27 protein-coding genes are annotated in these 26487 nt (G+C 60.6%); 16 read left to right on the top strand and 11 right to left on the bottom strand.

Annotated features, from left to right (window positions below):
• Window positions 1-282: 282 nt before the first annotated feature.
• The gene (locus CLV45_RS09875) at window positions 283-2580 is read right to left on the bottom strand and encodes an efflux RND transporter permease subunit (RefSeq protein ID WP_100336189.1); all 2298 of its coding nucleotides are present in this window, start codon (window positions 2578-2580) and stop codon (window positions 283-285) included.
• Window positions 2581-2739: 159 nt separating this feature from the next.
• Here CLV45_RS09875 and CLV45_RS09870 point away from each other — a divergent pair, with 159 nt between their 5' ends.
• The 6 genes from CLV45_RS09870 (at window position 2740) to CLV45_RS09845 (ending at window position 6117) form a co-directional block, all read left to right on the top strand.
• Window positions 2740-2961, top strand: a complete 222-nt coding sequence (locus CLV45_RS09870; protein ID WP_100336188.1) for a hypothetical protein — start codon at window positions 2740-2742, stop codon at window positions 2959-2961.
• Between the two features lie 94 nt (window positions 2962-3055).
• A complete protein-coding gene (locus CLV45_RS09865; protein WP_100336187.1) occupies window positions 3056-3565 on the top strand; it encodes an SRPBCC family protein in 510 nt (169 codons plus the stop codon).
• 56 nt (window positions 3566-3621) lie between these two features.
• Entirely contained in the window at window positions 3622-4104 is a 483-nt protein-coding gene (locus CLV45_RS09860; protein WP_100336186.1) for a cupin domain-containing protein, read from the top strand.
• A gap of 114 nt (window positions 4105-4218) precedes the next feature.
• Complete coding sequence (locus tag CLV45_RS09855; RefSeq protein ID WP_100336185.1) at window positions 4219-4686, top strand: nuclear transport factor 2 family protein; 468 nt, start codon at window positions 4219-4221, stop codon at window positions 4684-4686.
• A gap of 33 nt (window positions 4687-4719) precedes the next feature.
• Window positions 4720-5514: a thymidylate synthase gene (locus CLV45_RS09850; RefSeq protein ID WP_100336184.1), complete on the top strand. Its 795-nt coding sequence runs from the start codon at window positions 4720-4722 to the stop codon at window positions 5512-5514.
• Window positions 5515-5910: 396 nt separating this feature from the next.
• Complete coding sequence (locus CLV45_RS09845; RefSeq protein WP_100336183.1) at window positions 5911-6117, top strand: hypothetical protein; 207 nt, start codon at window positions 5911-5913, stop codon at window positions 6115-6117.
• On the opposite strand, the gene CLV45_RS09840 is transcribed toward CLV45_RS09845, so the two are convergent.
• The 4 genes from CLV45_RS09840 to CLV45_RS09825 form a co-directional block, all read right to left on the bottom strand.
• Window positions 6114-6935, bottom strand: a complete 822-nt coding sequence (locus CLV45_RS09840) for an aminotransferase class IV (protein WP_157807400.1) — start codon at window positions 6933-6935, stop codon at window positions 6114-6116. The genes CLV45_RS09845 and CLV45_RS09840 overlap by 4 nt on opposite strands.
• A 48-nt stretch (window positions 6936-6983) precedes the next feature.
• The gene (gene dprA / locus CLV45_RS09835; protein ID WP_211289921.1) at window positions 6984-8114 is read right to left on the bottom strand and encodes a DNA-processing protein DprA; all 1131 of its coding nucleotides are present in this window, start codon (window positions 8112-8114) and stop codon (window positions 6984-6986) included.
• A gap of 70 nt (window positions 8115-8184) precedes the next feature.
• A complete protein-coding gene (locus CLV45_RS09830) occupies window positions 8185-8934 on the bottom strand; it encodes a DUF4241 domain-containing protein (RefSeq protein ID WP_100336181.1) in 750 nt (249 codons plus the stop codon).
• 45 nt (window positions 8935-8979) lie between these two features.
• The gene (locus tag CLV45_RS09825; protein ID WP_100336180.1) at window positions 8980-9342 is read right to left on the bottom strand and encodes a MerR family transcriptional regulator; all 363 of its coding nucleotides are present in this window, start codon (window positions 9340-9342) and stop codon (window positions 8980-8982) included.
• Window positions 9343-9652: 310 nt separating this feature from the next.
• Here CLV45_RS09825 and alaS point away from each other — a divergent pair, with 310 nt between their 5' ends.
• The 6 genes from alaS to CLV45_RS09795 all read left to right on the top strand — a co-directional run bounded on the left by alaS (window position 9653) and on the right by CLV45_RS09795 (window position 18188).
• Window positions 9653-12337, top strand: a complete 2685-nt coding sequence (alaS, locus tag CLV45_RS09820; protein WP_100336179.1) for an alanine--tRNA ligase — start codon at window positions 9653-9655, stop codon at window positions 12335-12337.
• A 3-nt stretch (window positions 12338-12340) separates the two neighbouring features.
• The gene (locus CLV45_RS09815; protein WP_100336178.1) at window positions 12341-13213 is read left to right on the top strand and encodes an energy transducer TonB; all 873 of its coding nucleotides are present in this window, start codon (window positions 12341-12343) and stop codon (window positions 13211-13213) included.
• Window positions 13214-13504: 291 nt separating this feature from the next.
• Window positions 13505-14230: a hypothetical protein gene (locus tag CLV45_RS09810; protein WP_100336177.1), complete on the top strand. Its 726-nt coding sequence runs from the start codon at window positions 13505-13507 to the stop codon at window positions 14228-14230.
• Between the two features lie 105 nt (window positions 14231-14335).
• Window positions 14336-15304: an LIC11966 family surface protein gene (locus tag CLV45_RS09805; RefSeq protein WP_100336176.1), complete on the top strand. Its 969-nt coding sequence runs from the start codon at window positions 14336-14338 to the stop codon at window positions 15302-15304.
• Between the two features lie 149 nt (window positions 15305-15453).
• Window positions 15454-16911 (top strand): Asp-tRNA(Asn)/Glu-tRNA(Gln) amidotransferase subunit GatB, encoded by a 1458-nt coding sequence (gene gatB, locus CLV45_RS09800; protein ID WP_100336175.1) that lies wholly within the window; start codon window positions 15454-15456, stop codon window positions 16909-16911.
• Between the two features lie 146 nt (window positions 16912-17057).
• Window positions 17058-18188: a TlpA disulfide reductase family protein gene (locus CLV45_RS09795; RefSeq protein ID WP_170061836.1), complete on the top strand. Its 1131-nt coding sequence runs from the start codon at window positions 17058-17060 to the stop codon at window positions 18186-18188.
• A 157-nt stretch (window positions 18189-18345) separates the two neighbouring features.
• Here CLV45_RS09795 and CLV45_RS25215 read toward each other — a convergent pair whose 3' ends face one another.
• From CLV45_RS25215 to CLV45_RS09780, 3 genes are all read right to left on the bottom strand, one after another.
• Entirely contained in the window at window positions 18346-19206 is an 861-nt protein-coding gene (locus tag CLV45_RS25215; protein WP_100336173.1) for a hypothetical protein, read from the bottom strand.
• Window positions 19207-19314: 108 nt separating this feature from the next.
• Window positions 19315-19833: an acyl-CoA thioesterase gene (locus CLV45_RS09785; protein WP_100337005.1), complete on the bottom strand. Its 519-nt coding sequence runs from the start codon at window positions 19831-19833 to the stop codon at window positions 19315-19317.
• A gap of 197 nt (window positions 19834-20030) precedes the next feature.
• Window positions 20031-20684 carry a protein-L-isoaspartate(D-aspartate) O-methyltransferase gene (locus tag CLV45_RS09780; protein WP_100336172.1) on the bottom strand — a complete coding sequence of 218 codons (654 nt, stop codon included), beginning with the start codon at window positions 20682-20684 and terminating at the stop codon, window positions 20031-20033.
• Window positions 20685-20853: 169 nt separating this feature from the next.
• Here CLV45_RS09780 and CLV45_RS09775 point away from each other — a divergent pair, with 169 nt between their 5' ends.
• From CLV45_RS09775 to CLV45_RS09760, 4 genes are all read left to right on the top strand, one after another.
• A complete protein-coding gene (locus CLV45_RS09775) occupies window positions 20854-22272 on the top strand; it encodes a sugar transferase (RefSeq protein ID WP_245882815.1) in 1419 nt (472 codons plus the stop codon).
• A 278-nt stretch (window positions 22273-22550) separates the two neighbouring features.
• Window positions 22551-23141 carry a riboflavin synthase gene (locus CLV45_RS09770; protein ID WP_100336170.1) on the top strand — a complete coding sequence of 197 codons (591 nt, stop codon included), beginning with the start codon at window positions 22551-22553 and terminating at the stop codon, window positions 23139-23141.
• Window positions 23142-23153: 12 nt separating this feature from the next.
• The gene (locus CLV45_RS09765; protein WP_100336169.1) at window positions 23154-23927 is read left to right on the top strand and encodes a phosphodiester glycosidase family protein; all 774 of its coding nucleotides are present in this window, start codon (window positions 23154-23156) and stop codon (window positions 23925-23927) included.
• Between the two features lie 175 nt (window positions 23928-24102).
• Window positions 24103-24306, top strand: coding sequence for a hypothetical protein (locus CLV45_RS09760; protein ID WP_100336168.1), 204 nt, complete (start codon window positions 24103-24105; stop codon window positions 24304-24306).
• Window positions 24307-24383: 77 nt separating this feature from the next.
• Here CLV45_RS09760 and CLV45_RS09755 read toward each other — a convergent pair whose 3' ends face one another.
• Genes CLV45_RS09755 through hemF form a run of 3 tightly spaced genes read right to left on the bottom strand, consistent with a single transcriptional unit; the run spans window position 24384 to window position 26471 of the window.
• Window positions 24384-24938 (bottom strand): flavodoxin family protein, encoded by a 555-nt coding sequence (locus CLV45_RS09755; RefSeq protein WP_100336167.1) that lies wholly within the window; start codon window positions 24936-24938, stop codon window positions 24384-24386.
• A complete protein-coding gene (locus tag CLV45_RS09750) occupies window positions 24931-25524 on the bottom strand; it encodes a phosphatase PAP2 family protein (RefSeq protein WP_100336166.1) in 594 nt (197 codons plus the stop codon). Before CLV45_RS09750 ends, CLV45_RS09755 begins: the two co-directional genes overlap by 8 nt.
• Window positions 25521-26471, bottom strand: a complete 951-nt coding sequence (gene hemF / locus CLV45_RS09745) for an oxygen-dependent coproporphyrinogen oxidase (protein WP_100336165.1) — start codon at window positions 26469-26471, stop codon at window positions 25521-25523. The genes CLV45_RS09750 and hemF overlap by 4 nt, the downstream gene beginning before the upstream one ends.
• Window positions 26472-26487 lie beyond the last annotated feature (16 nt).

Raw genomic sequence — 26487 nt, 5'->3', positions numbered from 1 at the left:
ATTCGCGGAAAGGCACAAAGAAACCCAATCCGGACCACCGCCAAGGACTTAATTGAAAAAGCCTTTGCGGCTGCCACGGCGCGGCGTGAGCCGAAATCATCTGTCCTTTAGAATAGGCCGAGCTTTCTTAAGCGAAGAGCCCTCTATCGGTAGTTCGATAATGGGCTTTCTGGGAAAAGAGATGTTAGTCACTAGCAGAGGACGGATTGCCACGGCTGCGCCTCGCAAGGACACACCTTGCGCCAGCCGAACAACAACTCACTCATTCACTCATTCACCATTTCACAGCTTCACCGCCAAAGGCTGACGAATTTCCTTGGGCTTGTGCTTGTAGAACCCCAGAATCAGGATGGGCAGCAGGGTGAGCTCGGCGACTACGCCGAAGAGCAGGGTCAGGCCGATGAGCAGGCCCACGTAGAAAGTGCCGTCGAAGGAAGAAAAGATGAGGGTGCTGAAGCCGCCAACCAGAATTAGGGATGTCACGATAACGGCTTTGCCGGCCATCAGGTAGGTTTTGCGCACGGCCCGGAACAAACTCCGCTCGTGCAGCAGGGTGAGCTTGAGCTTGCTGATAAAGTGAATCGTGTCGTCGACGGCAATACCGAAGGCAATGGTGAAGATGATGCTGGTGCTCACCTTCATGCTCACGCCGGCCAGGCCCATGACGCCGGCCACAATCAGAATCGGGACCAGGTTGGGAATGAGCACCACCAGGGTCATGCGCAGGCTGCGGAACAGGGCCAGCACGATGAGCGTGACCATCACAATGTCGATGCTCATGCCCGTAATCATGTTGAGCGTGAGGTTCTCGTTGTTTTTGTCAATCAGGTTGGCCGAGCCCGTCAGGCGGGTCTGGAGCACGTTGGGGTCGGTATGCTGCTTTAAAAATTGTTGCAACCCGGCATTCAGCGCGTCGGCCCGGATGCTGCCCACGTCGGGCATGCGGCCGGTGAGCCGGCCTTCGGTGGCGTCGGGCAGCACCAGGGCCCGGAACTCGGGCTTGTTGCGAAACAGCTTCACCTTACGCACCAGCCCGGCCAGCTCGGCCTCGGAGGCGGGCAGGCGGTACTCCTCCAGTAGCCCGCCGTTCAGGGCCTTGCGCACCGATTTGATGATGGTTACGGGCGAGGCCACGAAGTTGAGGCCGTAGGATTTCTGCAGGTAGTTCTCGATTTCCTCGGTTTCGCGCAGCACCTGCAGGTCGTAGATGCTGCGGCCGGGCGCGGGCTTCAAATCCAGCTCGAAGGGCCGCACCCCGGCGAAGTTCCGCTCGAAAAAGCCGAAATCCAGCTTCACCGGGTCGTTTTTCGACAAGTCATCCAGCAAAGCCGAGTTGATGCGGATGCGGGAGGCCGAGGCCACCGAGCCAATCAGAATCAGGGCGCTCAGGCCCACAATGAGCTGGCGCCGGGCCAGCACCGTGCGAAACAGACGGCCCAGCACTCCGTCCCAGCTGTGGCCTTCCTGGCGCGGGATGCGCAGCTGGGGCTTGCGCAAAAGCAGCAGCATGGCCGGCAGCAGCGTAAATGACAAGGCAAAGGTGAGCAGCACGGCAATGCCGGTAAAGAGGCCAAAGTTGTAAATCGGCCGGATGGTGCTGGTCATCAGCGTGAAAAAGCCGATGCTGGTCGTCAGGGCCGACAAGCCCGAGCCGAAGCCCGACTCCTTGAGGGCAATCAGCAACGAGTCCTTCTTGCTGGCCCCGTAGCCCAGCTCGGTGACGTAGCGGGTGATGATGTGAATCGTGTCGGACATGCCCACCACGAAGAGCATCACCGGCAGCAGGGCCGTCATCAAATCGATGCTGATGCCGCAGGCACTCATCAGCCCCAGGCCCCACAAAATGGCCCCCAGCACCACTACCAGCGGCAAAACCACGCCCCACCAGGTCCGGAACGTGAACCACAAGAGCACTGTGACCAGCACCACCGACAAGCTCATGAACACCATCAGCTCCCACTGCAGTCGATCGACGAACACCGACTGGGCCACCATCTTGCCGGCCATGTGGTACTCGTTTTCGGCAATGCCCTGGCGGGCCAGCTCGGTGCGCACGGCCGCCAGCAGGGAGTCGCCGGGGGGCTTGCTCAGGTTGGGCGCGGTCTGAAACAGGATGGTAACCGAGCGGGCGTCGCGCGCAATCAGGTTGCCGACCAGGCCCGGCGTGCGGTACACCAGCAACGAGTCCGGGGCCCGGCGGGCGGGGTCCCGCGGGTGCAGGTAGGGCACGTTGAACACACCAAAGCCTTCCACGACGGGGTTGGTGGCGTTGGTGGGGGAGGTGACGTGCACCACGTGCCGGCGCTGCTGGATAAAGCCCGTCAGCGAATCGACTTTGGTTAAAAAGCCCGGCTCAAACACGGAGTGGCCCGCCGGGGCTTCCAGGCCCAGCAGCACGTAGTCGTTGTCGTTGCCGAAGCGGGCCGAGTACTGCTGGTAGTAGTCCAGGTCCGGGTCGCCGGCGGGATAGAAGTCGTTGAAATTGTAGTTGAACCGCAGCTGGGCCACGAAGTAGATGCTCACGGCCGACACCAGGGCCAGCAGGAGCAGGGTAAGGTAACTGAGTTTGCGAAGCGGCATTCGGGAAGCTAAGGCCGCCGCCCGGGGGCCGCGGCAAATCCAATAAAAAGCAGCCTCCCGGCGCGTCGAACTATGCCGCCGCTTTTGTACTTTAGAGGCACCAGGGAGCCAACCACGCCCCGCCGGCTTTTGTTTCCTCACCTCTTAAGATATCCAATCATGAAAAACGTCCTGCTCGCCCTAACCTTGCTGGCCTTCGTCGGCACTGCTTCCGCCCACGATGGCAAAGACGAGAAGAAAGGCAAGAAAAGCTCGAAATCCTGCTCCATGGCCGAGAAAGGCGGTTCGAGCTGCTGCATGAAAAAAAGCGGCAAAACGGCCTCGGTAAAGCCCGCCGAAAGCACCCCGGCCGCTATGACGCCGGTGACTAAGTCGCTGTAAGCAATAGTGCTTTCTAGGAAAGGAGCCGCCCCTACGTAGAAGTGGCGGCTCCTTTTTTTGCTTGTACTAAAGCTTACTTTTCGCTCCGCAGCCAATGGCAGTCATCGAGGTTCAAACCAGCATTCAGGCTTCGCCTCTGATCTGCTACACGCTGGCCCTGAGCGTGGATCTGCACTCCATTTCGGCCCAAAAAACGCAGGAGACGATAATAGGCGGCGTCCGCAGCGGCATCCTGCAGCTTGGGGATTCCGTCACGTTTCGGGCCCGGCACTTTGGCCTCTGGCAAACCCTGACCAGCAAAATAACGCAGGCTAAGCCGCCGGTCTATTTCTGCGATGAAATGCAGCAAGGCGCCTTTAAGTCAATGCGCCACGAGCACCATTTTGAGGAACAGGAATTTGGTACCGTTATGCGGGACGTATTTGCATTTGAATCACCACTGGGGCTACTAGGCCGGGCAGTAGACTTTCTCTTGCTGGAAAAGTATCTGCGCACGTTTCTGGTTGAGCGAGGTAGAGTTATTAAGCACTACGCCGAAAGTAGCCCCTGGCAGGAAATCATCAAGCTGGAGAATGACCCTGTGGAAACCGGTGCAGGTAATTGAGAGCCGGTAGAGTAAGCCCAGAATAGAGTTGCCATAAAAAATTGTCAGTCAGCCCCATGAGCGCCCAAGCCATTATCGAGAAACTGCAGATGCTGCCGCACCCGGAAGGCGGCTACTACCAGGAAACCTACCGGGCGGCGCAGATTATTACCACCGAAAAAGGCGTCCGCAACCTCAGCACGGCCATTCACTACCTGCTCGAAGACGCCGATAAGTCCCACTTCCACCGGATTCAGTCGGATGAGCTATGGCTTTTTCACCAGGGCCAGGCCCTGGAAATCGTCCTGATTCAGCACGGGCAGCTGGTTACCATTGCGTTGGGTAATGACCTGGAGCGGGGGGAAGTACCCCAGGCCGTCGTTCCGGCCCATACCTGGTTTGGGGCCCGGATAAAAGGCGGGCAAGGCTTTGCCCTGGTCAGCTGCACGGTGGCCCCAGGCTTCGACTACCAGGACTTTGAGCTGGCCGAGCGGGAAACCTTGACCCGGGAATTCCCCCAGCTGCGGGCGGTGATTGAGCAGTTTACCCGCGGCAACTAAAAACGAACCTAGCTGGGCCGTGGCAGCAGTAATGAGTAGAGCAAGCCGCCCACCGGGGCGGCTTTTGCGTTAGTATCAACTCTGTCCTCCGGCGCTTTGCCCAACCCGATTCCTATGCGTCCCATCCTGGTCTTGCTGTGTAGTCTGTTCGTCTTTTCTGCCTTTGCCCAGCGCGGTGCGCCCCGGCCGCCCGAGCCTAAAGTGGCTCAGCAGGTGCTACAGTTGGAGCGGCGCTGGAATGAGGCCATCGTCAGCCGCGACACGGCCTTTATCAGCGGCCTGCTGGCTCCCGATTTCCTGCACGTGGCGGCCGACGGGAGCGTGAACGACAAGAAAACCGTGCTGCTGGCCGTCAGCAACCCCAATTCGGTTATCAACCCTTTCCAAAGCCAGGACGTGCGGGTGCGGCAGTACGGCAACAACACCGTAGTGCTGACCGGCTGGTATCTGCAGACCGGCACCTGGCTCAGCCAGCCCTTCGCCCTGCGCCTGCGCTACACCGACGTATTTGTGAAGCTGCGGGGCCGTTGGCATGCCGTTTCTACCCAGGTGGCCCTGCTACCGGCCGCGCGCAAATCCTGACGAGAATCCCGGCCCGGTTCGTACTTTCGCGCCATGCAGCAGTACCTCGACCTCGTCCGCCACATCCTCGACCACGGCACCCAGAAAACCGACCGCACCGGCACCGGTACGCTCAGTATTTTCGGCCCCCAGATGCGCTTCGACCTGCAACAGGGCTTCCCGCTGGTGACCACCAAGAAGGTCCACCTGAAAAGCATCATCCACGAGCTGCTGTGGTTTTTGCAGGGCGATACCAATATCAAGTATCTGACTGACAATGGGGTAAAAATCTGGGATGAGTGGGCCGACGAAAACGGCGACCTGGGCCCGGTGTACGGTAAGCAGTGGCGCAACTGGCCCCGGCCCGACGGCTCCCACATCGACCAGATTTCGGAAGTCGTGCGCCAGCTCACCACCTCACCCGACTCGCGCCGCATTCTGGTGTCGGCCTGGAACGTGGCCGAGCTGGACCAGATGCACCTGATGCCCTGCCACGCCCTGTTCCAGTTTTACGTAGCCGACGGCCGGCTTAGCTGCCAGCTCTACCAGCGCTCGGCCGACGTATTCCTGGGCGTGCCCTTCAATATTGCCAGCTACGCCCTGCTCACGCTCATGATGGCCCAAGTCACGGGACTACAGCCCGGCGAGTTCATCTGGACCGGCGGCGACACTCACCTGTATTCCAACCATTTGGAGCAGGCCCGCCTGCAGCTCACCCGGGAGCCGCGCCCCTTGCCCCACATGCGTCTTAACCCGGCGGTGCAAGATATCTTCAGTTTCCGCTACGACGACTTCACACTGGAAAACTACGACCCGCACCCCGCCATCAAGGCTCCCGTAGCCGTGTAGCCCCGGCCGGGCTCCCAGTGCGCCACCGCCCCGGTAATCGACGATTATCGGGGCGGTGGCGCACTAAGCTAGCACATAAGCTTCCCGCTCAACGTTATTACTGGGGAGGGGAAAGAAATATAGAAGTTAACCTATGATTTTGCACTTATTCAATTACGAGCTTAAGCTTCTGCGTTGCGGCTGAATTCAATTAATCGTTTTAAACGAAAAATTTACGCCAATTGTAACCTGCATGGGGCTAATGCGTTGAAGTCAGAACCAGCTCTTTTTTAGGAAATTTCTAATGCCACGGGAATTTTATGGCCGGGCTTAACCTTAAAGAGAGTTCAATTGTATTTATAAAGTCCAAAAGAGCGTAGCTTGCGTACGTATTCGCAATTCGGCTCACCCTTCTCAGTGCCCAGTATCACCGTGTCCCCCATCGAATCCCCTGCGCTTTCCCGTAAACACCGCGCCTGGATTGCTCTCTACGCCCTGGAAGGGTGTGATGAGCAGGACCGAACCGAAATCTTGCGCGTAAACAACGTCACGGAGGCCGACCTTACCGAGTTTGAGGAAGGCTGGCTGCGGCTACGCTGCGGTAACCTGTCGTCGAACCGCTAATTCCGCTCTTCGACCTGTTCCCAGCGCCGGAGCTGAGCCAGCAGGGCGTGAGCGGGCCGAAACGCCGTGGAGCCCACGTTGACCACCGACCGAATAGCGGCCACATTAGCCACGAATACGGCCTCCGCCGCCTCCACGTCCTGCCTGGTAAATAAGCCTTCGGTACAGGGCAGGGCGTGCTGCCGGGCCACCGCCAGCAGGTGGGCCCGGCGCACCCCGGCCACGCAGCCCGTCGTCACGGCCGGGGTAAACAACTGCCCGTTTCGCACCCAGAAAACCGCCGCAGCGCCGGCCTCGGCCACATGCCCGGCGGCATCACAAAGGATAATTTCCTCGAGGCCGCGCTGCTGCCGCTCCTGAGCTGCCCGCACGTAGAGCCAGGCCTGGGGACCCTTGCAAAAGCTCAGCGGAGAATATAGCGTCTGGGTTGCCTGGGCAAAATCGGCCTGCCGAATCGGGGAATCGTTCGGTACAAATTCTTCCGCCGTAGCCAACCACTCCGCATTATCGGTTGTGGGCGTGTAGCGCCCCCCCCCGGTCCGCCACAGCTGCAGCCGCAGCCGGGCCCTGGGCAGCTCACTGGCCACTGCCAGCCCGGCTAAGGTAGCTTCCAGGGCGGAGGCCGTAGCCAGTTCGGCGGGCAGGGTCAGGTAGAGGGCGGCGGCGGCCTGCTGCAGGCGGGCGGCGTGGTGGGCCGCGTAGCGCAGGTGGCCGTCGGCATACACCAGCGTCTCAAAAAAACCGTCGCCAAAAGCCAGGCCGCGGTTGGGCAAGGGGAGAGTAGCGGTAGGTAGCAGTTGGTTGTTGAGCAGCAGCACGAGCAGGAAAAGCAGTAAGGTCAGATAACAGGCAGGCCGTAAAGAAGCTTACACCAGCACAAACTTCTTGCCCGGCAAAGCCTTCACCACGCCCCGAAACTCGAGGCCTAGCAGCAGGGTAGCCACTTTATTCACGGGCAGCTGGGCTTTCCAGCTCAGGTTGTCCATCTGCTCTTCCTTGCTGGCCAGCAGCACTTCCAGCAGCTGAAACTCCTCGGCCGTGAAGTCGGCCGGGTCGTAGGTAGGCGTGGGCTTGAACTTGCCGCTCTGGTGCAGGGCCGCGTCCCAGTTGAGGAGCTGCTCCAAATCGGCCGGCTCCCCGTAGAGGGCGGCTTTGTTGGCTTTGATCAGGTCGTTGCAGCCCTCAGAGGCGGCACTGCCCAGGTTGCCGGGAATGGCCAGCACGTCCTTGTTATAGCTTAAGGCAATTTCGGCTGTTATCAGGGCCCCGCCTTTGCGGGCGGCTTCCACCACTACGGTGCCATCCGACAAGCCGGCAATAATCCGGTTACGAGCCGGGAAGTTGTAGCGGTCGGGTTGGGTGCCGAAGGCAAACTCAGTGAGCAAACCGCCCTGGGTCAGCATTTTCTCGGCCGTTTTGCGGTGGGCGGCGGGGTAGAGCACGTCCAGGCCGGTGGCCATGACGCCGACGGTTTCCAGGCCTTCCTGCAGGGCGGCGCGGTGGGCGGCAATGTCGATGCCGTAGGCCAGGCCGCTGATGACCAGCGGGCGGTGGGCTACCAGGCCCTGCACCAGCTTCTCGGTTTGCTCCCGGCCGTAGTCGGTGGCTTTGCGCGTGCCCACGATGCCGATAGTTTTGGGCTGATTCAGGTTCGCCGTGCCCTGGTAGTAGAGCAGCACGGGCGCGTCGGGAATGGTTTTGAGCCGGCTCGGGTACTGCCGGCTGGTGTAGAACAGCAGTTGCACCCCGTCTTTTTCGGCCTTGCGCAGCGTGTCTTCGGCCTTTTTCAAAGCGGTGGTTCGTTCCCCGCCGGTCAGCGTGGCCACGGTGGTCGGGCCCACGCCCGGAATCTTGCGCAGCTTGCCCGGGGGCAGCATCAGCACGTTTTTGGCCGAGCCCCCATAGCTCATCAGCTGCCGCGTAAGCTGCGGCCCGATACCGGGGAAGAGGGTGAGGGCAACTTCGTGAAAGAGTAATTCGTCGGTAGAAATAGGCATTAGGGGGGAAATAAAAAATACAGTGAGTAGAATACTGGATTGGGTAATTAAGAAATGCCGGTTCTGATGTTTATTTCCAAGATATGACTTGAAAATCGGTCAGCAAACGACAAGGATGATTTTGATAGTCGAAGCCTACATAGGTGGCGTAGGAACCGTCACCCCAGCCTGTTGTAAAAGCCGCCAATGTATCACTTTGCGCCGCGTACAAGAAACCTGTTGGATAGAATTTACCAGGGGATGACGGCTCAAAGCTTTTAATAAACAGCTGTTCATAAGTTGATTGGTTGTTTAATTGATTACCCAATCCCGTCATGAAGTCAGCATCAATAAAGAGCGCTGTGCCAGCGTCTACCGAGTAGCCATAGTAGGTAGAATCGTGAAGGAGTAGAGGCGTTTGGCCCGGAATGAGGGCCAATTCCCATCTTGCTACTGGCTTGGCCGAAAATACAATACGGGCAAAGGCCACTCGCTCAGCCCCCCTGAATCGAGCAACAGCCAGCTCTACCGGAAAGCGGCCGTGGGGGAACTCAGTTGTGAAAGCCGTAGTGCGCATGGCAACCGGGTCGGTGGCAATGATGCGGCCGGAAGGCACTGGTAGGTTGCCCAGGAAGTTGGGCATCAGATCGATTGTGACACTATCTTCTTGAACCTGAGCGTTCGGGAAAAAGCTGGTTTCAAATACGGCGGGCTCAGCCGTGACATGATAGGGTAGGAGGTGTACAGCTCTGTTGCCAGGGCCCGTTATTCCACTCGGTTTAGAAGTACAAAAGCTTGTAGCTAGGCTAGCTGCTGCCAACAACACATAAAAAACGCGCATAGAGCCAATACCTATAACCTTAATTGATAGTGAGAAAAGATAAAGCTACCCTTGCTGCGCCTTACCAATGGCGTCCAGCTCCTTTTTCATGGTCACCAGAAAGCCACGCACCTTTTCCAGGCTCTGAATTACGTCGATTTTCTCCTTGAGCTGGGGGCCTTTCTGCTTGAGCATGTCGCGGGCGCCGGGAATGGTGTAGCCGCGCTCCTTGACCAGGTGGTAAATCGTGCGGAAAATATCCACGTCCTGGGGCGTGTAGAGGCGGTTGCCCTTCTTGCTTTTGCGCGGGCGCAGTTCCTCAAACTCGGTTTCCCAGAAGCGAATCAGCGACGGGGCCACGTTGAACTGGGCCGCCACCTCGCCGATGGTGAAATACTGCTTCTCGATGTCGCGCTCTTTGTAGGGCATGGGCTGGGGGAATCAAACTAAGATAGAACGTCATGCTGAGCTTGCCGAAGCATCTCTACCGCTTCGTTGCACCAGCATTCGATTAGTAGCGCGGTAGAGATGCTTCGGCAAGCTCAGCATGACCCGGCAAAAAGCCATAAAGACATTCCAGTTTCGCTTTCCGGCTTAGTCGGCTAACTTTGCCGGAACGGCCTTTCCGCTGGAAAGGCGAAAAGTAACCAAATTCCCGGCTGCCGCCAATTCCAACGGTCCAGCCGTTTCGTTCACCGCATCCTACGACTCGCGAAGTCAAGCTTCGCGTTACCCGCTTATGTCACTTCCCACCGCCAGCCACGTCCGCCAGCAGTTCCTGGATTTCTTCGCTTCCAAAGGCCACCACATCGTGCCCTCGGCGCCCATCGTGGTGAAGGACGACCCCACGCTGCTGTTCATTAACTCGGGCATGGCCCCGTTCAAGGACTATTTCCTGGGCAACAAGCCTGCGCCCTACAAGCGCATTGCCGACACCCAAAAGTGCCTGCGCGTGAGTGGCAAGCACAACGATCTGGAAGAAGTAGGCTACGACACCTACCACCACACCATGTTCGAAATGCTGGGCAACTGGTCGTTTGGCGACTACTTCAAGAAGGACGCCATTGCCTGGGCCTGGGAGCTGCTCACCGAGGTGTACAAGCTGGAAAAGGACCGCCTCTACGTCACCTACTTTGAGGGCGACGAGAAGGACGGCACCGCCGCCGACTCCGAAACCCAGGATTTGTGGCGCCAGTACACCACCGACGACCGGATTCTGCCCGGCAACAAGAAGGATAACTTCTGGGAAATGGGTGATACTGGTCCATGTGGTCCGTGCACCGAAATCCACATTGATTTGCGCTCCGCAGAGGAGCGGGCCCAGAAGCCCGGCCGCGAATTGGTAAACGCCGACCACCCGCAGGTAGTCGAAATCTGGAACAACGTGTTCATGGAGTTCCAGCGCCTGGCCGACAAGTCCCTCATCAAGCTGCCCGAGCAGAGCGTCGACACCGGCATGGGCTTCGAGCGCCTGATGATGGCCGTGTCGGGGGTGAAGTCGAACTACGACACCGACGTATTCCAGCCCCTGATTCGCTTCATTGCCGCCGAGGCCGGCGTGCAGTACCACGGCACGGCCCCGGCTACCGTGAACGACCAGCCGGCCACCGAAAACGAGAAAACCGACATTGCCATCCGGGTGCTGGCCGACCACATCCGCACCATCAGCTTCGCCATTGCCGACGGGCAGCTGCCTTCCAACGTGAAGGCCGGCTACGTGATTCGCCGCATCCTGCGCCGGGCCGTGCGCTACGCCTTTTCGTCCTTGGGCCAGAAGCAGCCCTTCCTCTACAAGCTCGTGCCCGTGCTGGCCGAGCAGATGAAGGATATTTTCCCCGAGCTTCAGCAGCAAACCCAGTTTGTGCAGCGCGTGGTGGAAGAGGAGGAAGTGGCTTTCCTCAAAACCCTCGAAAACGGCCTGCGCCGCCTCGATGCCCTGGAAGAAACCGCCCGGCAGAACGGCAACCGCATCGACGGCAAAACGGCCTTTGAGCTTTCCGACACCTTCGGCTTCCCGCTCGACCTCACGGCCCTGATTGCCCGCGAAAAGGGCTTGTCGGTGGACGAGGAGGGCTTCCAGAAAGAACTGGCCCAGCAGAAAAACCGCAGCCGCAACGCCCAGGAAACCGAACAGTCGGACTGGACCGTGGTGCTGGAATCGGAGGAGCAGCCGGCTTTCGTGGGCTACGATCTGGAGGAGGCCCCGGCCAAAATCCTGCGCTACCGCAAAATCGACAAGAAGGGCAAAACCGAGTACCAGGTGGTGCTCGACCAGACCCCGTTCTACGCCGAGTCGGGTGGGCAGATTGGCGACACGGGCTATTTGACCAGCCCGCTGAGCAAGGTGCGGGTGATTGACACCAAAAAGGAAAATGACCTGATTGTGCACACCGTCCTGGATTTGCCCCAGGACCTGGACGCCGACTTCTCGGCTAAAATCGACCATGCCCGGCGCGAGCTGATCCGCAAAAACCACACGGCTACCCACCTGCTGCAGGCTGCGCTGCGCGAAATCATCGGCTCACACGTGCAGCAGAAAGGCTCGTTGGTAAATGACAAGCTGCTGCGCTTCGACTTTTCCCACTTCACCAAGGTCACCGACGAGCAGCTGCGCGAGATTGAGCGCATGGTCAACGAGCGGATTCGCCAGCAGATTCCGCTCGATGAGCGCCGCAACGTGCCCATTGCCGAGGCCAAAAACCTGGGCGCCATGGCCTTGTTCGGCGAGAAGTACGGCGAGTTCGTGCGCGTCATCACCTTCGACAAAAACTACTCCGTGGAGCTCTGCGGGGGGACCCACGTGCGTGGCACCGGCGAAATCGGCTTCTTCAAAATCACCTCCGAAAGCGCCGTGGGCGCCGGGGTGCGCCGCATCGAGGCCGTAACCGGCGAAACCGCCGAAGCCTACGTCGACCAGCAAATCGACTTGCTCAACCAGGTGCGCGAGGCCCTGGGCAACCCCCAGCACCTGCTGCCCAGCCTGCAGAAGCAGACCGAGGAAATTGCCGGCCTGCGCAAGCAGATCGAGCAGTTTGAGCAGCAGAGCATCAACCAGCAGAAAGACCAGCTGGCGGCCCAGGTGAAGCCCCTCGGCGGCGTCAACTTCCTGGCCGCTCAGGTGCAGGTCGGCTCGGCCGATGGCCTCAAGACCCTGGCCTACAACCTGCGCCAGACCGTGGACAACCTTGTGCTCGTACTCGGCGCCGACATCGAGGGCAAGCCTCAGCTGGCCGTGATGCTCGACGACGAAATTGCCAAAGCCGGCAAGCTCAATGCCTCGACTTTGGTGCGCGAGCTGGCCAAGGAAATCCAGGGTGGGGGCGGCGGACAGCCGTTCTTCGCCACGGCCGGTGGCAAGAACGTGGCCGGCCTGGGCGCGGCCATTGCCAAGGCCGAGGAGCTGGTGAGCCGCAGCAACGGTTAAGGTATGCGCAAGGTCCTCCGCATTGGAATCCCCGGCCTGCTGCTGGCAGCGGGTATACTGCTTAGCCTGCCCGAAGCAGCTTCCGGGCAGGCTCCGCGTAGTTATCCGTATCGTACCGTGACTTACCTGGCCCCCAACGGAGCCCAGCTGCCCGGCCCCGAGGGAGCCGGCTCCCGGATTGAACGAACATTTCGGGACAGTCTTTCCGGCTCGGCCCGGCACTACAACGCTGCGGGGAAGCTGGAGCGAATCACCCCTTACGCCGTGATGGACGTCCTTAAGCTCGGACCCGAAACGACATACTACGACACCGGGCAGCTGCACACCAAGGATGACTATGTCGGCTCAAAGCGCAACGGCGAGTTTGTGGTGTATTACCCGGATAGCAAGGTAAGGCGCCGCGAAATCTACGTGGACGACAAGCGCCAAAGCGGCGAATGCTACGCCCCGGACGGAAGCATGGTGCCCTTTTATGAGTACCGCACCATGCCGCTTTTTAAAGGAGCGAGTATGAGCGAAAAGGCAGGCATGAACAAAGTGCTTGCGGCAGTGGCAGCTACCCTGCAATATCCGGCCAGCGCGTTGAGAAATCAAACCCAGGGTCAGGTGTTTGTAACCTTGACCGTAGGGCCGGCAGGGGAAGTCACGGGCGTTTCTCTCGCCAAGAGCGTGTCCCCGGATCTGGATGCGGCTGCCATTGCTGCCGTGAAAAGATTGCCGGCCTTTACTCCAGGCCACGTGGACGGAGTGAATACGGGGTTTGCTTTTATCCTGCCGATTAACTTTGCCATAACGGGCGGCTCAACGCAATACCCATCACCGATGCGGCATCGGGGCGGGGTGTACCCGGTAGACCGGCCAACATTTAGAAACTAAGTGCCCGGCGCTGCCTTACGGGGGCGGAATTGGGGCTCTTTGCCGGTGGGCGAAGGGCCCCACCTTTTTGTGCCAAAGCCAGAACCCGGTACCGGCTGGCGGCCGGGTCATGGCTTTGGGTTGGCAAATACGAGCAGGCAGCCCGTGGCGGCTACGCTCGCGCCGCAATTCTGTGCTGGGGCCGTGCTGCGCTTTGCCATCCGGGCCGTCCGGTCCACCCCATCTATATTCGGATGGTTGGATGCCTGCCGTGTCGGTGCCTATCTTGCCGGCCCCCTACGCTACAGCACTATGATTGAAGTTGACCTCGTTGCCAAGCACGGTAAAAAAGCCCTGGGCCTGGAAGAGCACGGCCACCACAGCCCAACGTGGCGGCAGCGCCTGCCCGAAATTCTGCTCGAAATCGGCATTATCGTCTTTGCCATTACCCTTTCCATTCAGCTCCACAGCTGGCACGAACACTCCCTGGAGCGCCAAAAGGAGCGGAAGTTTCTGCTGGGGCTGCGCCAGGATTTAAGCCATGATATCAAGGAAATGCAGGAGGACTCCGCCTCGTACGTGGTTCAGCAGAAAGCATTCAGCTACTTTCGGGCCCTCACGCCCCAGACCCTGAGTGCCGACAGCCTGAAAAAGTATAGCTGGACGCTGCGCAACACCACGGTGCTCGTGCCCAACGCTTCCCGCTTCGAGGGGCTCAAATCGTCAGGCGACCTGGATATAATTGAAGATGAGGCCTTGCTCAACGGTATCCTCGACCACTACCAGGAGCTAATTCCGGGTCTGGTGAATGAAGCCGATAGTTTTTCCGACTATAAAGGACAAACCATTAGCCGCTACCTCGACGAACACCTGGCGCCCAATCAGCAGAATCTGGTGGCCGTGATGGGAGCCGGACCGATGCAGAATTACCTCAGTCACGCCAGTATAATTCCCGGCATTGTCAAAGAATACCACCACGTGATGCAGCATAGCCGCCACCTTATCCACCAGATTGATAGCCAGCTTGGCGGGCACTAAACAACGGCTATTCCCAGCCTGCTAGGCCATTTAATAGTTCCGCAAGCAGAAAGCCCTGCGACGGGCCTTGCCCCACCACAATTCTCCCTTCTACCTAATTGCCCTATGCGCATTTCTACCCTCTTACTGGCCGGAGCCTTATTTACCGGCCTTTCCTTCACCGCCCGCGCCCAGGCCTACACCGACCCGGGCACCTACAACAACGCCATTGTGGCCGAGCAGCTGATAATGCAGAAAAAGTGCCTGCGTTACATCAGCAAATCGGCCCACAGCGAGAATGAACGCAAAATCGAGGCCCGCCGTCAGGATGTGGTGGCCCAGAACAAGGCCTCACTGGCCAAAATATCCCACATGCCCGGCTACAAAGGCAACACCGAGTTTCGGGACCGGGCCAAGGCCGCCTTTCAGCAGATGCTGAATGTGTATTCGGTCGACTACCAGAAGGTCAATACCCTGGCCGTGGGCCGCAGCAAGAGCCTGGAAGCCATGCAGCGCTACTTCGACGCCCTGGAGGCGGCCGAAAACAAGCTGGAAGTGGCCGGCGACAGTGTGCAGGCCGCCCAGCAGCGCTTCGCCACCCGCTTCAACCTGACCATGACCGAGGACCGGGAAGCCCGCAAGATGAACGAGGTCATCCGGCAGGTGTCGGAGGTGAACACCTACCAGCACAAGATTTTCCTGGCCTACTTCCGCCTCGAGCGCGCCAATGCCCAGCTCACCGACGGCCTCAACGCCCAGGATGCCAAGCGCTTTGAAGCCGCCCGGCTGGCCCTGGAAGCCGAAACCGACAAGACCCTGGCCGAACTGGATGCCATTCCGGCCTTCCGCGGCAAAGACACCCAGTACCGCGACGCGGTGCGCGACTACGCCAAGTTCTACGTTATCTGGAGCGGCAACCAGTTCAAGAAGATGACCGAGCTGCTCGAGCAGAAGGACCGCCTGACCAAAACCGACGCCGACGCCTTCAACGGCTACATCAACGCCTATAACAAGCAGAACCACAAGCTGCTGGAAGCCTACAACAACGCCGGCAACGCCTTCCAGGCCGCCTACATCCCGGTTTTCAACGACTAACGAAACCCTGGCCCTACCTTGGTGGTTTGTCTGAACCGGGCCGGCAGCACTGCCGGCCCGGTTTTTTTGTCCGGTGGGGGCCGCGGATAGTTTTTATCTTGCGGCCGCATTGGGGTAAAAACTTGCCCCAACGGCTCAATTTGATTGATATGGACGACGCAATAAAAGCCAAATACCAGCCCGTCATCGGCCTGGAAGTACACGCCCAGCTGCTGACGCAGAGCAAGATGTACTCCGCGGACGAGAATGAGTACGGCGCCCTGCCCAACAACAACCTGTCGGTAATTACCCTGGGCCACCCCGGCACCCTGCCCAAGGTGAACCGCTCGGCCGTGGAGTACGCCATGAAGATGGGCCTGGCCACCAACTGCCAGATTACGCGCGACAACCTGTTTGCCCGCAAAAACTATTTCTACCCCGACCTGCCCAAGGGCTACCAGATTACCCAGGACAAAACCCCGATCTGCACCGCCGGTAACGTCCTGATTCGGCTGGCCGACGGCTCGACCAAGAACGTCGGCATCACCCGCATCCACATGGAGGAAGACGCGGGCAAGAGCATGCACCTGGCCGGGGAAGTCGAAACGCTGGTGGATTTGAACCGGGCCGGCGTGCCCCTGATTGAAATCGTGTCGGAGCCCGATATCCGCAACGCCGACGAAGCCTACGCCTACCTGAGCGAAATCAAGAAGCTGGTGGTGTATTTGGGCATCTGCGACGGTAACATGGAGGAAGGCTCTTTGCGCTGCGACGCCAACATTTCGGTGATGCTCAAGGGCGCCGATACGTTTGGCACCAAGGTGGAAGTCAAGAACATGAACTCCTTCCGCAACGTGCAGCGGGCCATTGAGTACGAAATTGAGCGGCAGATTGAGGTGCTCGAATCCGGCGGCACCCTCGACAGCGAAACCCGCGGCTTTGACGCCGCTACGGGCACTACCAACGGGCAGCGCTCCAAGGAAACCCTGAACGACTACCGCTACTTCCCCGAGCCCGACCTGCCCCCGCTCATCATCAGCGACCAGTGGCTGCACGAGGTGCAGGCCTCACTGCCCGCGCTGCCCCAGCAGCTCTACGCCCGCTTTACCGGCGAGCTGGGCCTGTCGGACTACGACGCGACGGTGCTCACCGACCAGAAGGAAGTGGCCCTGTTCTTCGACGAGGTTTCGCGCCTGACGTCGAACGCCAAGGCTGCTGCCAACTGGGTGCAGGGCCCGGTGAAGTCCTTCCTCAACGAGCGGGCGTTGACCATGCAGGACTTCCCGCTCACGCCCCAGCACCTGGCCGACATCATTCAACTCATTGATGAGAACAAGGTCAGTCACTCGGTAGCAGCCAAGCAGTTATTTCCCTACCTGCTCGACAACCCCACGCAAACTGCCGCCGCGGCGGCCGAGGCTCAGGGCCTGCTGCAGCAGTCGGATGCCGGGGCGCTGGAAGCCATGATTCAGCAGGTGCTGGACGCCAACCCGGCCAAGGTGGAAGAGTACCGCGGCGGCAAAAAGTCGTTGACCGGTATGTTTATGGGGGAACTTATGAAGCTCACCGGCGGTAAGGCCGACCCCAAGCTGGCCAACCAGCTGCTGCGCCAGAAGCTCGACGCCTAAATACGGCGCCGCCGCGCCCGGAAACCCGGCGGCGGCGGCGTTTTGCTCTGTAGCTGAACCAAATAGCCGGTTGGTTGCTTGTTTTCACAAAAGCGGAAAGCCTCCCGGCTTAGCCGCTGGTAGCGTAACTAAGAATGATTCAGAACATGAAAAGCTTACTTCTGGTAACCACCGTGCTGGGCATGGCCAACGCCTGCAGCAAATCGACGACGCCCACCACGGGCGCGGCCGGCGCCGGCTACCAGATCAACGGGCAGCTGACCAACGCCCCGGCCGGCACCAAGGTGTACCTGGCCGAGCTGGGCGAAACCCAGTTTGTGTCGCGCGACACGGCTTCGGTGGATGCGCAGGGCCGCTTTACGCTCAAGGGCTCGGTGCCCGAAGCCGGCTTGTACCAGGTGAAGGTCAACGATGCCAACCAAGTGCTGCTGGCCCTCGACAACCAAAGCAACATCCAGCTCTCGGGCGACGCCCAAAAGCTCACCGACGGCTACGTGGTGAAGGGCTCCCGCGACTCGGAGAGCCTGCAGCAGCTGGGCCGCACCATGCTTAAGTCGAAGCGCGACATGGCCATGCTGGAAATGCGCTACAACAACAGCGCCCAGGCCGGGCAGTCCGATTCGATGAAGCTTATTGAGGCCAAGTTCTACGCCGCCCAGGCTCAGAACACGGCCCTGCTCAAGCAGTTGATCCGCCAGAACCCCAACTCGGTGGTGTCGGCCTTTGCCGTGGGCAACCTGCTCAACCCCGAGGAGCAGTTCGGCTTCATCGACTCCATTGCCACCCAGCTCAAGAAGACGCTGCCCGACTCGCGCTACACCAAGGCCCTGGCCGCCAAGCTCGACCCGCTGCGGGCAACGGCCGTGGGCGCCGCCGCCCCGGAAATCAACCTACCTTCGCCCGACGGCAAAACGGTGGCTTTGTCGTCGTTGCGCGGCAAGTACGTGCTCATCGATTTCTGGGCCTCCTGGTGCGGACCTTGCCGCAAGGAAAACCCCAACGTGGTGAAGGCCTACAACAAGTTCAAGGGCAAGGGCTTCGAAATCTACAGCGTTTCCTTCGACCAGGACCGGGAGAAATGGCTCAAGGCCATCAAAACCGACGGCCTGGCCTGGACTCACGTCTCGGATTTGCGCGGCTGGGAAAGCGCCGCCGGCCAGACCTACGGCGTCAAAGCCATTCCGCAGTCGGTGCTGCTCGACCCCCAAGGCCGTATCGTAGCCAAAAACCTGCGCGGCGACGCCCTGGAAGCGAAGCTGGCCTCGGTGCTGAAGTAGGGGCTAGTTGTTAGTCGTTAGTTGTCCGTTGTTAGGGTCAACTGGTCAATAGAAAAGGCCCGCCAGATGGTGGGCCTTTTTCATTGAGGGAAGTTGAGTGTCAGCCGCCTTGCTTCGCACAATCCTACCAACTGACAACTAGCAACCAACAACTAACCTAACTTAGGAACATGCGCTGCATGGCTTGCCAGAGGAGTTTTTTGCGGCTGTTGTCTTCTTCAATCAGCTCAATTTCGGCGGCTGGCAGGTAGGCCGCGTCCCCGGCCAGCAGCACGGGCTCGTAGAGCTGGGTTGTGCGAATGGCTACGTCGAGCAGGTTTTTACCAAAGGCAATGATTTGCTTGGCGGCCAGCTTCTGCCGGATGGTTTTGAGCTCTACCGGCAGGGGCGACTCCACATTGATGAGTACCACGTCTTCCATCACCAGGCGAATAGCCTTGAGCAAGTTGTTGAGAAACACGTTGCGGGGCAGGCGCTGGAAGCGCACCGGGTCCATGCGCACCAGAATCACCAGGCCGTTGGGGTTGCTGCCCAGCGTGGAGTAGGGCGTTGCGCTCAGCGGCGGGGCCGTCCGCGGCGGTGGGCCGTCGGCGGGTGGCGTGGGCCGGGGCGGGGCGGGGGGAACCGCCGGCGCCGAGGCCGGAGCTACCGGGGCTCGTTCGGGGGCCGGTGTCGTCGGCAAATTCAGGGCCCCGAGGGAAGGTAGCTTGCCTGGCAAAGTCGCCGAAGCCGCGGCGGGCGCAACGGCTGGCAGCACCGGCCGTATTGGCGCGGCGGCCGGCGGCGGTGGGGGCAGCACGGGTGCCGCGGCCGGCCGAGCGGGCGTGGCTACCGGCGGCCCGGCAGCGGCCGCTGCTGGGGTTTCAGTTGCCGGGGCTGCTACTGCTGCCGTAGCCACGACTGGTGGGCTCAGGGGCTCGGCCACTACGGGGGCACCGGCCGCGTCGGGCTCGGGCACCACGTACAGCGCCACGTTGGTGTAGAAGCTCTGGAAGAATGCCAGGGAAGCCTGATCCATGGGCTGAGACTAGTTGTTGTTAGTTGTTGGTTGTCAGTTGTCAGGTGGTGCGGTCAGGAAGGTAATAAAACAGCCTAACAACTGACAACCAACAACTAACAACTAAAATTACTCCAGGTCAAACAAAGCCTTGAGCTCGGTGGCTTCGTGGGGCTTCATGCGGCCCCCGAGCACGAGGCGGAGCTGGCGGCGGCGCAGGGCCCCATCGTAGAGGCGGATTTCCTCCTCGGTTTCGGCCACGGCTTCGGGCACGTCGATGGGGCGCCCGGTCTGATCCACGGCCACGAAGGTGAAAAAGGCCTCGTTGGTTTTCATCTTCGTGCCGCTGGGAATGTCCTCGGCCCACACGTCGATGTGCACTTCCATCGAGGAGTTGAAGGAGCGCGTCACCTGGGCCTGCAGCGTCACCACGCTGCCCAGCGCGATACTGTCGCGAAATGAGACGTTGTCGACCGAGGCCGTCACGACGATGCGGTTGGAGTGCTTCTGCGCCGAAATGGCCGCGGCAATGTCCATCAGGTGCATCATGCGGCCGCCCATCAGGTTATTGAGCGTGTTGGTATCGTTAGGCAGCACCAGCTCAGTCATAATCACGAAGGAGTCTTTAACGGGCTTTTGTTTGCGCATCTGAAAGGGCATTGCTGAAAAGAAATGGGAGCCCAAAGATAGCGCCGCCCGGCCCGTATTGTCGAATCCGGACCGATAATACCTGCCGGGCTCCGGCGTTTCAGACCGCAAAAGCCCTAGTCGCTGCCGCAGTCAGGGCCCCCTGCTACGGGACCGGGGTGGCTGGCTCCGCTGGCGGACGAGGCGAGTTCAGGGCACTACTTCGGCCAGCCCGCCTGGCCCAGCAGGGGCACGAAGCGAAACTCCTCAAATTCCTCCCGCACAAACTCTTCCGCGCTTTCGCGCACCACCCGCATCATGCGCTGGCTGCTTTCGTCGCCCACGGGGATGACCAGGGAGCCCCCCACGCGCAACTGCCGCAGCAAGGTGCGCGGAATGGTGGGCGAGCCGGCCGTGACCAGAATCTTATCGAAAGGCGCGTGTTCGGGCAAACCTACCGAGCCGTCGCCGCAGAACAGGTGGGCCAGCAGGCCGAAGGCCCCGAGGCGGCGGCGGGTGCTTTCAAATAGCACCGCGTTGTACTCGATGCTGTACACCAAGGGCGTGAGCTGCAGCAGCACGGCGCACTGGTAGCCCGAGCCGGTCCCGATTTCCAGGACCCGGTCGGTGGGCTGCAGGCGCAGCAGCTCGGTTTGGTAGGCCACCGTGTAGGGCTGGGAAATCGTCTGACCCTGCCCGATGGGAAAGGCCTTGTCCTGGTAGGCGTGCTGCTGAAAAGCGGGGTCAAAAAACAAGTGGCGGGGCACCGTTGCCAGGGCCGTCAGTACCCGCTCGTCCCGAATTCCTTTACGGCGCAGTTCTTCAACCAGGGTACGGCGCAGGCCTCGGTGGCGGTACGTATCAGCGTGCATGCAATGTGGGTTAAGCCAATGTCGAGGGTATGGGTTAATGCCCTACCTTTGCGCGGCTCAGTTAGTGGATAAAGGCCCTTTTCGGGCCGTATCTGCGGCGAAATTACGGCATCGTGCCCACATAACCCATTTGTTTGCCAGCTCCAGCTGGTCTGCTTCCCTTATCCCCTTGACTCGCACCTTTCAAAAGCTGAAGCTTATTGCTGCCGACTTTCTGGCGGCCCTGCTGGCGTGGATGTGTTTTTTTCTGCTGCGCAAGTACCTGCTCAGCGAAATCAATGCCGGCTACCGCTTCACCGGCGGCGAGCTGTTCACCCTCACGGGCTCAGCCCTGATGATTGCCGCTTTCTGGACGGTGCTCTACAGCCTGATCGGCGAATACCGCGACATCTTCCGCAAGTCGCGCTTGTCGGAAATTATCCGCCTGGGGCGCATTTCGGTGCTGGGGGCGCTGGTTATCTTTTTTGCCCTGCTGCTCGATGACCAGGGTGTGAGCTCCTACCGGCTGTACTACAAGACGATTACGGCCTATTTTCTGCTGCACTTCTTTATTACGGCCGTGCTGCGGACCTGGGCTATTACCACGGTGCAGCACTTGGTGCGCAGCGGCGTTATTTCGTTTAATACCCTGCTGGTGGGTTCCAACCTGCTGGCCCGCGAAACCTACCACGAGCTGGCCCGCACCGGCAAGCACCTGGGGCTGAAGCTGGTCGGCTTCGCGCCCATGGGCGACACCGTGGACCCCGGCCTGGCCGCCGAGCTGCCCGCCCGCGGCTCCTACACCCGCCTGCCCGCCCTGATCCGGGCCTTGAAGATCGAGCAGATCATCATTGCCATCGAGCCCAGTGAGCACCGCATGATTCAGGAAATTCTGTCGTTGCTGGAAGGTACGCCGGCCCGGGTCAGCATCCTGCCCGACTTGTACCAGATGCTGCTGGGCTCAGTGAAGGTAAACCACCTGTTTGGGACCCCGCTCATTGAAATCAAGCACGACTTGCTGCCGCCCTGGCAGGAGTTTACCAAGCGCGGCCTCGATATCGTGGGCTCAGCTCTGTTTATGCTGCTGGCCTGGCCCGTGTACGCCTTCACAGCCGTGATGGTGCGCCTCTCCTCGCCGGGCCCGATTTTCTACGCCCAGGAGCGCATCGGCATCAACGCCCAGCCCTTCCGCATCTACAAGTTCCGCTCGATGTACGTGGACGCCGAGAAGATGGGCCCGGCCTTGTCGTCGGATCGGGACCCGCGCATTACGCCCTGGGGCCGGTTTATGCGCAAGGTCCGCCTCGATGAGCTGCCCCAATTCTGGAACGTGCTCAAAGGCGACATGAGCCTGGTGGGCCCGCGCCCCGAGCGCCGCTTCTACATCGATCAGATCGTGAAAGTAGCGCCCCATTACCGCCACCTGCACCGCGTGCGGCCCGGCATCACCAGTTTGGGCCAGGTAAAGTACGGCTACGCCGAAACCGTCGACCAGATGGTGGAGCGCCTCAAGTTCGACATTCTCTATATCGAGAACATGAGCCTGGCCATGGACTTCCGCGTGATGCTCTACACCCTGAAAATCATTGTCGAAGGCCGGGGGAAGTAGGTTTTAATGTGCTCAGGTGCTAATGTGGGGAAATATGAGGAATGGGCGAAATGTGCCAAGGTCGTTCTGGTCTTGCGCGCAACGCGAAGCAATCCGTCCGCTGCGAAGTACAGCCCGCTCTTTCACCACAAAGCCCTTTTCGTTGTTATACCTCAAGTCTCGTCGTTTAAGAAGGCTCGGCACAGTTTAGCGGACGGATTGCTTCGGCTGCGCCTCGCAAGAACACAACGACCTTCGCACATCAGCTCATTCAACCACCTTAGCACATTACCAATCTCATGTTTACTGGCATTGTAGAAGCTCTCGGCACGATTACGGACGTGAAAACGGAAGGCACGAACCGGCACTTTACCGTGGCCGCGCCCTTTGCCCACGAGCTGCAGATTGACCAGAGCGTGGCCCACGACGGAGTGTGCCTGACCGTGGTGGCCGTGGATGCCGCCGCCGGCACCCACGTCGTGACGGCCATCGACGAAACGCTGCAGAAAACCAACCTGGGAAGCTGGGCGCCGGGCCGGCAGGTAAATCTGGAGCGCTGCCTGGCCGCCAACGGCCGCTTCGACGGCCATATCGTGCAGGGCCACGTGGACCTGACGGCCGTCTGCGAGAGTGTTACCGACCAGAACGGCAGCTGGCTCTACCGCTTCCGTCACGAGCCCGGCCCGAGCCGCGTAACCGTGGAAAAAGGCTCGATCTGCATCAACGGCACCAGCCTGACCTGCTTCGACTCGACCGACGACAGCTTCGCGGTGGCCATCATTCCCTACACCTACGAGCACACCACTTTCCAGCACCTGCGCCCCGGCGATTTGGTCAACCTGGAGTTCGACATCGTGGGCAAGTACGTGGCCAAGCTGCTGGGCCGGTAGCGCCGAATGCCAATGACGGGGCACGCTAGTGGTACCCGCAAGGGCAGAAGCCGGTGGATAATCCTGCTGGCGCTGGGCGGACTGGGACTAAGCTTGATCTGCTGCTCCCCAACTGATTCGGGCTACGTGAGCTACCAGGTTGATCTGCGGCGGCAGGACTTGCGGCTGTACTGGAAAGACGAGCAAAACCAACGGCTGGGCAGTCTGGGCCGCCTTTCGGCCTGGCTCAGCGGGCAGGGGCGGCGGGTGGTGTTTGCCATGAATGCGGGCATGTTTCGCCCCGATTATTCCCCGCAGGGGCTGTTTGTTGAGGAAGGCCGGGTGCTGGTGCCCCTCGATACAGCGGCGGGCACCGGCAACTTCTACCTCCGGCCCAACGGCGTGTTTTACACGACCACCGACCAGCGGGCCGTGGTGTGCCCCACCGCAAACTTTCGCTATTCTAGCCGCGTCCGGTACGCTACGCAGTCGGGGCCGATGCTGGTGGTGCAAGGCCGGATTCACCCGGCCTTTACCCCCGGCTCTGCCAACCGGCAGATTCGCAACGGCGTGGGCATTTTGCCCGACGGCCGCGTGCTGCTGGCCATGTCGCAGCAGAAAGTGAGCCTCTACGAGTTTGCCGACTTTTTCCGCCGCCGGGGCTGCCGCAATGCCCTCTACCTCGACGGCTTCGTGTCCCGGGCCTATGCGCCCGGGCAGCGGTGGCGGCAGACCGACGGTAATTTTGGGGTGATGCTGGCAGTGAGTGAGTGTTTCGGCAGAAACGGGGCGTGGGTTGGGGAGTAGCCTTGCCCTGGTAGACGGCGTGCTTGCGTAGCAGAAGTTGCTTCCGAAAGGTGCTAACTGGGTTCATTCAAGGCTTGAACGGCAGGGAGTTAAGCTCAACAGCGGGCCGTGAATTGCTAACCAGGTTGGCCTCATCCGCGTATAGGAAGTGTCTCACCTTAGACTTTCCTCCGCCATGTCGAAACGCGAATTGATAGAACCCACCCCGGGCGACAAGCGCTACGTGCGCCGCAACGAGAAAGGCCAGTTTACCAGCGAAGTGGACCTGAACCGTTCTTTGTCCCAGGACGATAAGCACAACTCCCACCGCACCAGCCGGCCCGGCCAGGGCGACCGGGGCGACGGACACACCGGCAACCGCAAGCCGGGCAAGAAGTAATGAATAACTCAAAAAAAGCCCCGCCAGCAACGAGTTGGCGGGGCTTTTTGTATTAGCAGCCGAAGTAAAATAGAGTACTAGCCGGCCGTAAAAAACGTTTCTGCCGCCGTCAACGCGGCTTGGTCCTGCAGAATGTCGCCGGGGCGGGAGCCGTTGCCGAACAAAAGGCCACCCCAGGGCATGCGCATGTACTGCGCCGTTAGGAGCAAGGTATCGGCTAAGGGCTGGACCTCACTTCGCGCCCCGCTGCTGGCTACGACTGCCCAAAGCGTTTTACCAGCCATCCGGGTCCGAAAATCCAGGCCGGGGGCCCGCATCCAGGCGCTCCAGTAGTCGAGGTAGCGCTTGGTGGGCACAGGCATCGTGTACCAGTACAGGGGCATGACCAGCACCAGGTCGGTGGCCTGCAGGGTAGCGTCTGCCAGCGTCTGGGCATGGCCTTCGGGCGCGGCGTAGGCCCCGTCGTGGCGCAGGTCCACAAAATCGGGCAGGGGATAATCCAGCAGGTTCAGCCAGTGCTGCTCGGCCCCGGCGGGCAAGTGCTGAGCCGCTAGGCGGGCCAGCTGCTCGCTGTTGCCCATGTGGCGGGTACTGCCGGGCAGAAACAAAAACCGGCGGGCAGAATCAGTCATGACGGAGAGTAAAACGGGGCTCGGGCCACCAGCGGGCGGCCCCGAGCTGATACAACCGGAAGCAGGCCCAGGCGGCCAGGCTGCCCAGGGTGGCGCCGGCCAGCACGTCGGAAGGGTAGTGGGCGCCCAGGTACATGCGGCTGTAAGACACCAGGATGGCCCAGATCAGGACCAATACCTTGGCCAGCCGGTAGCGCCGGGGCAACGCCAGCCACAGAAACACGACCAGGGCAAAGGCATTGGCCGCGTGCGACGACATAAACCCGAACTGCCCCCCGCAGCCGCTGGCCAGGTTGAGCGTGGCCGAAAGCTGCGGGTCGTGGCAGGGGCGCAGGCGGGCAAAGTAGGGCTTGAAGAACCGGCTCGAAATCCCGTCGGCCAGGGCCACGCTCAAACCCAGCAGGGGCAGCAGGAGCAGGGCCCGCTGCCGGAACATGTAGCCCAGCACAAGCAGAATGACCAGATAAGCCGGAAACCACACGAAGCGCTCCGAAAAGAAAATCATCCAGGCGTCCAGCGCGTTGGAGTGGTGAGTATTGGCCGCCAGCAACAGCCAGCGGTCCAGGGCTTGCAGTTGTTCGATCAAAGCGTACTGGGATTTTCGGCGAGCCACTCCACGCCCTTGCGCAGCCACTGCTGGGTGGCCGCTTCGGGCGAGCCGGGTGCGGGGCGCTGGTCGTAGTGCCACTCGCAGCGCGGGGGCAGGCTCATCAGGATGCTTTCGGTGCGGCCCCCGGTTTCGAGGCCGAAGCGGGTGCCCCGGTCGAAGGCCAGGTTGAACTCGGCGTAGCGGGCCCGGCGCAGCATGTGCCACTGCACCTGCCGCTCGCCGAAGGGCAGGTCGCGGTTCTGGCGCAGCAGCTCGGTATAAGTGGGCCCAAAAACGTTGCCCACGGCCTGGATAAAGGCAAACAGCTCCTCGCGGCTGCCGTCTTTGCCCACGGTGAGCCGGTCGAAGAAGATGCCGCCCACACCCCGGGTTTCCTGGCGGTGGGGCAGGAAAAAGTAGTCGTCGGCCCACTGCTTGAAGCGGGCGTAATAGGCCGGGTTGTGAGCGTTGCAGACGGCCCGGAGCTGCTCGTGGAACCAGCGGGCCTGCTGTTCGTCCACGTAAATCGGGGTCAGGTCGATGCCGCCGCCAAACCAGGCTTCGCCGTTGCCGGCCTCGAAGTAGCGCACGTTCATGTGGGCAATGGGCACCATGGGGCTGCGCGGGTGCTGCACCACCGAGACGCCGGTGGCAAAGTAGTTGGGGTTGGGCATGAGCAGCACTTTGGCCGCCTGCTCGCTCATCTCGCCCCACACGGCCGAGAAGTTGACCCCGCCTTTTTCGAGCACCGCCCCGTGCTGAATGACCCGGGACAAGCCCCCGCCGCCGCTACCGTGCTGCCACTCGTCGGACTGGAACGTGGCCTGGCCGTCGGCGGCTTCGAGCTGGGCGCAGAGGCGCTGCTGGAAGTCGCGCAGCCAGGTGGCCACGGTGTCGCGGAAGGTGGAGGCCACCGGCGCAAGGGAAGAAGCAGAGGTCAGCATACGGGAAAAAACGGCC

The organism is Hymenobacter chitinivorans DSM 11115 (assembly GCF_002797555.1).
GTDB lineage: Bacteria > Bacteroidota > Bacteroidia > Cytophagales > Hymenobacteraceae > Hymenobacter > Hymenobacter chitinivorans.
This window is presented reverse-complemented; position numbering and strand designations above follow the sequence as displayed.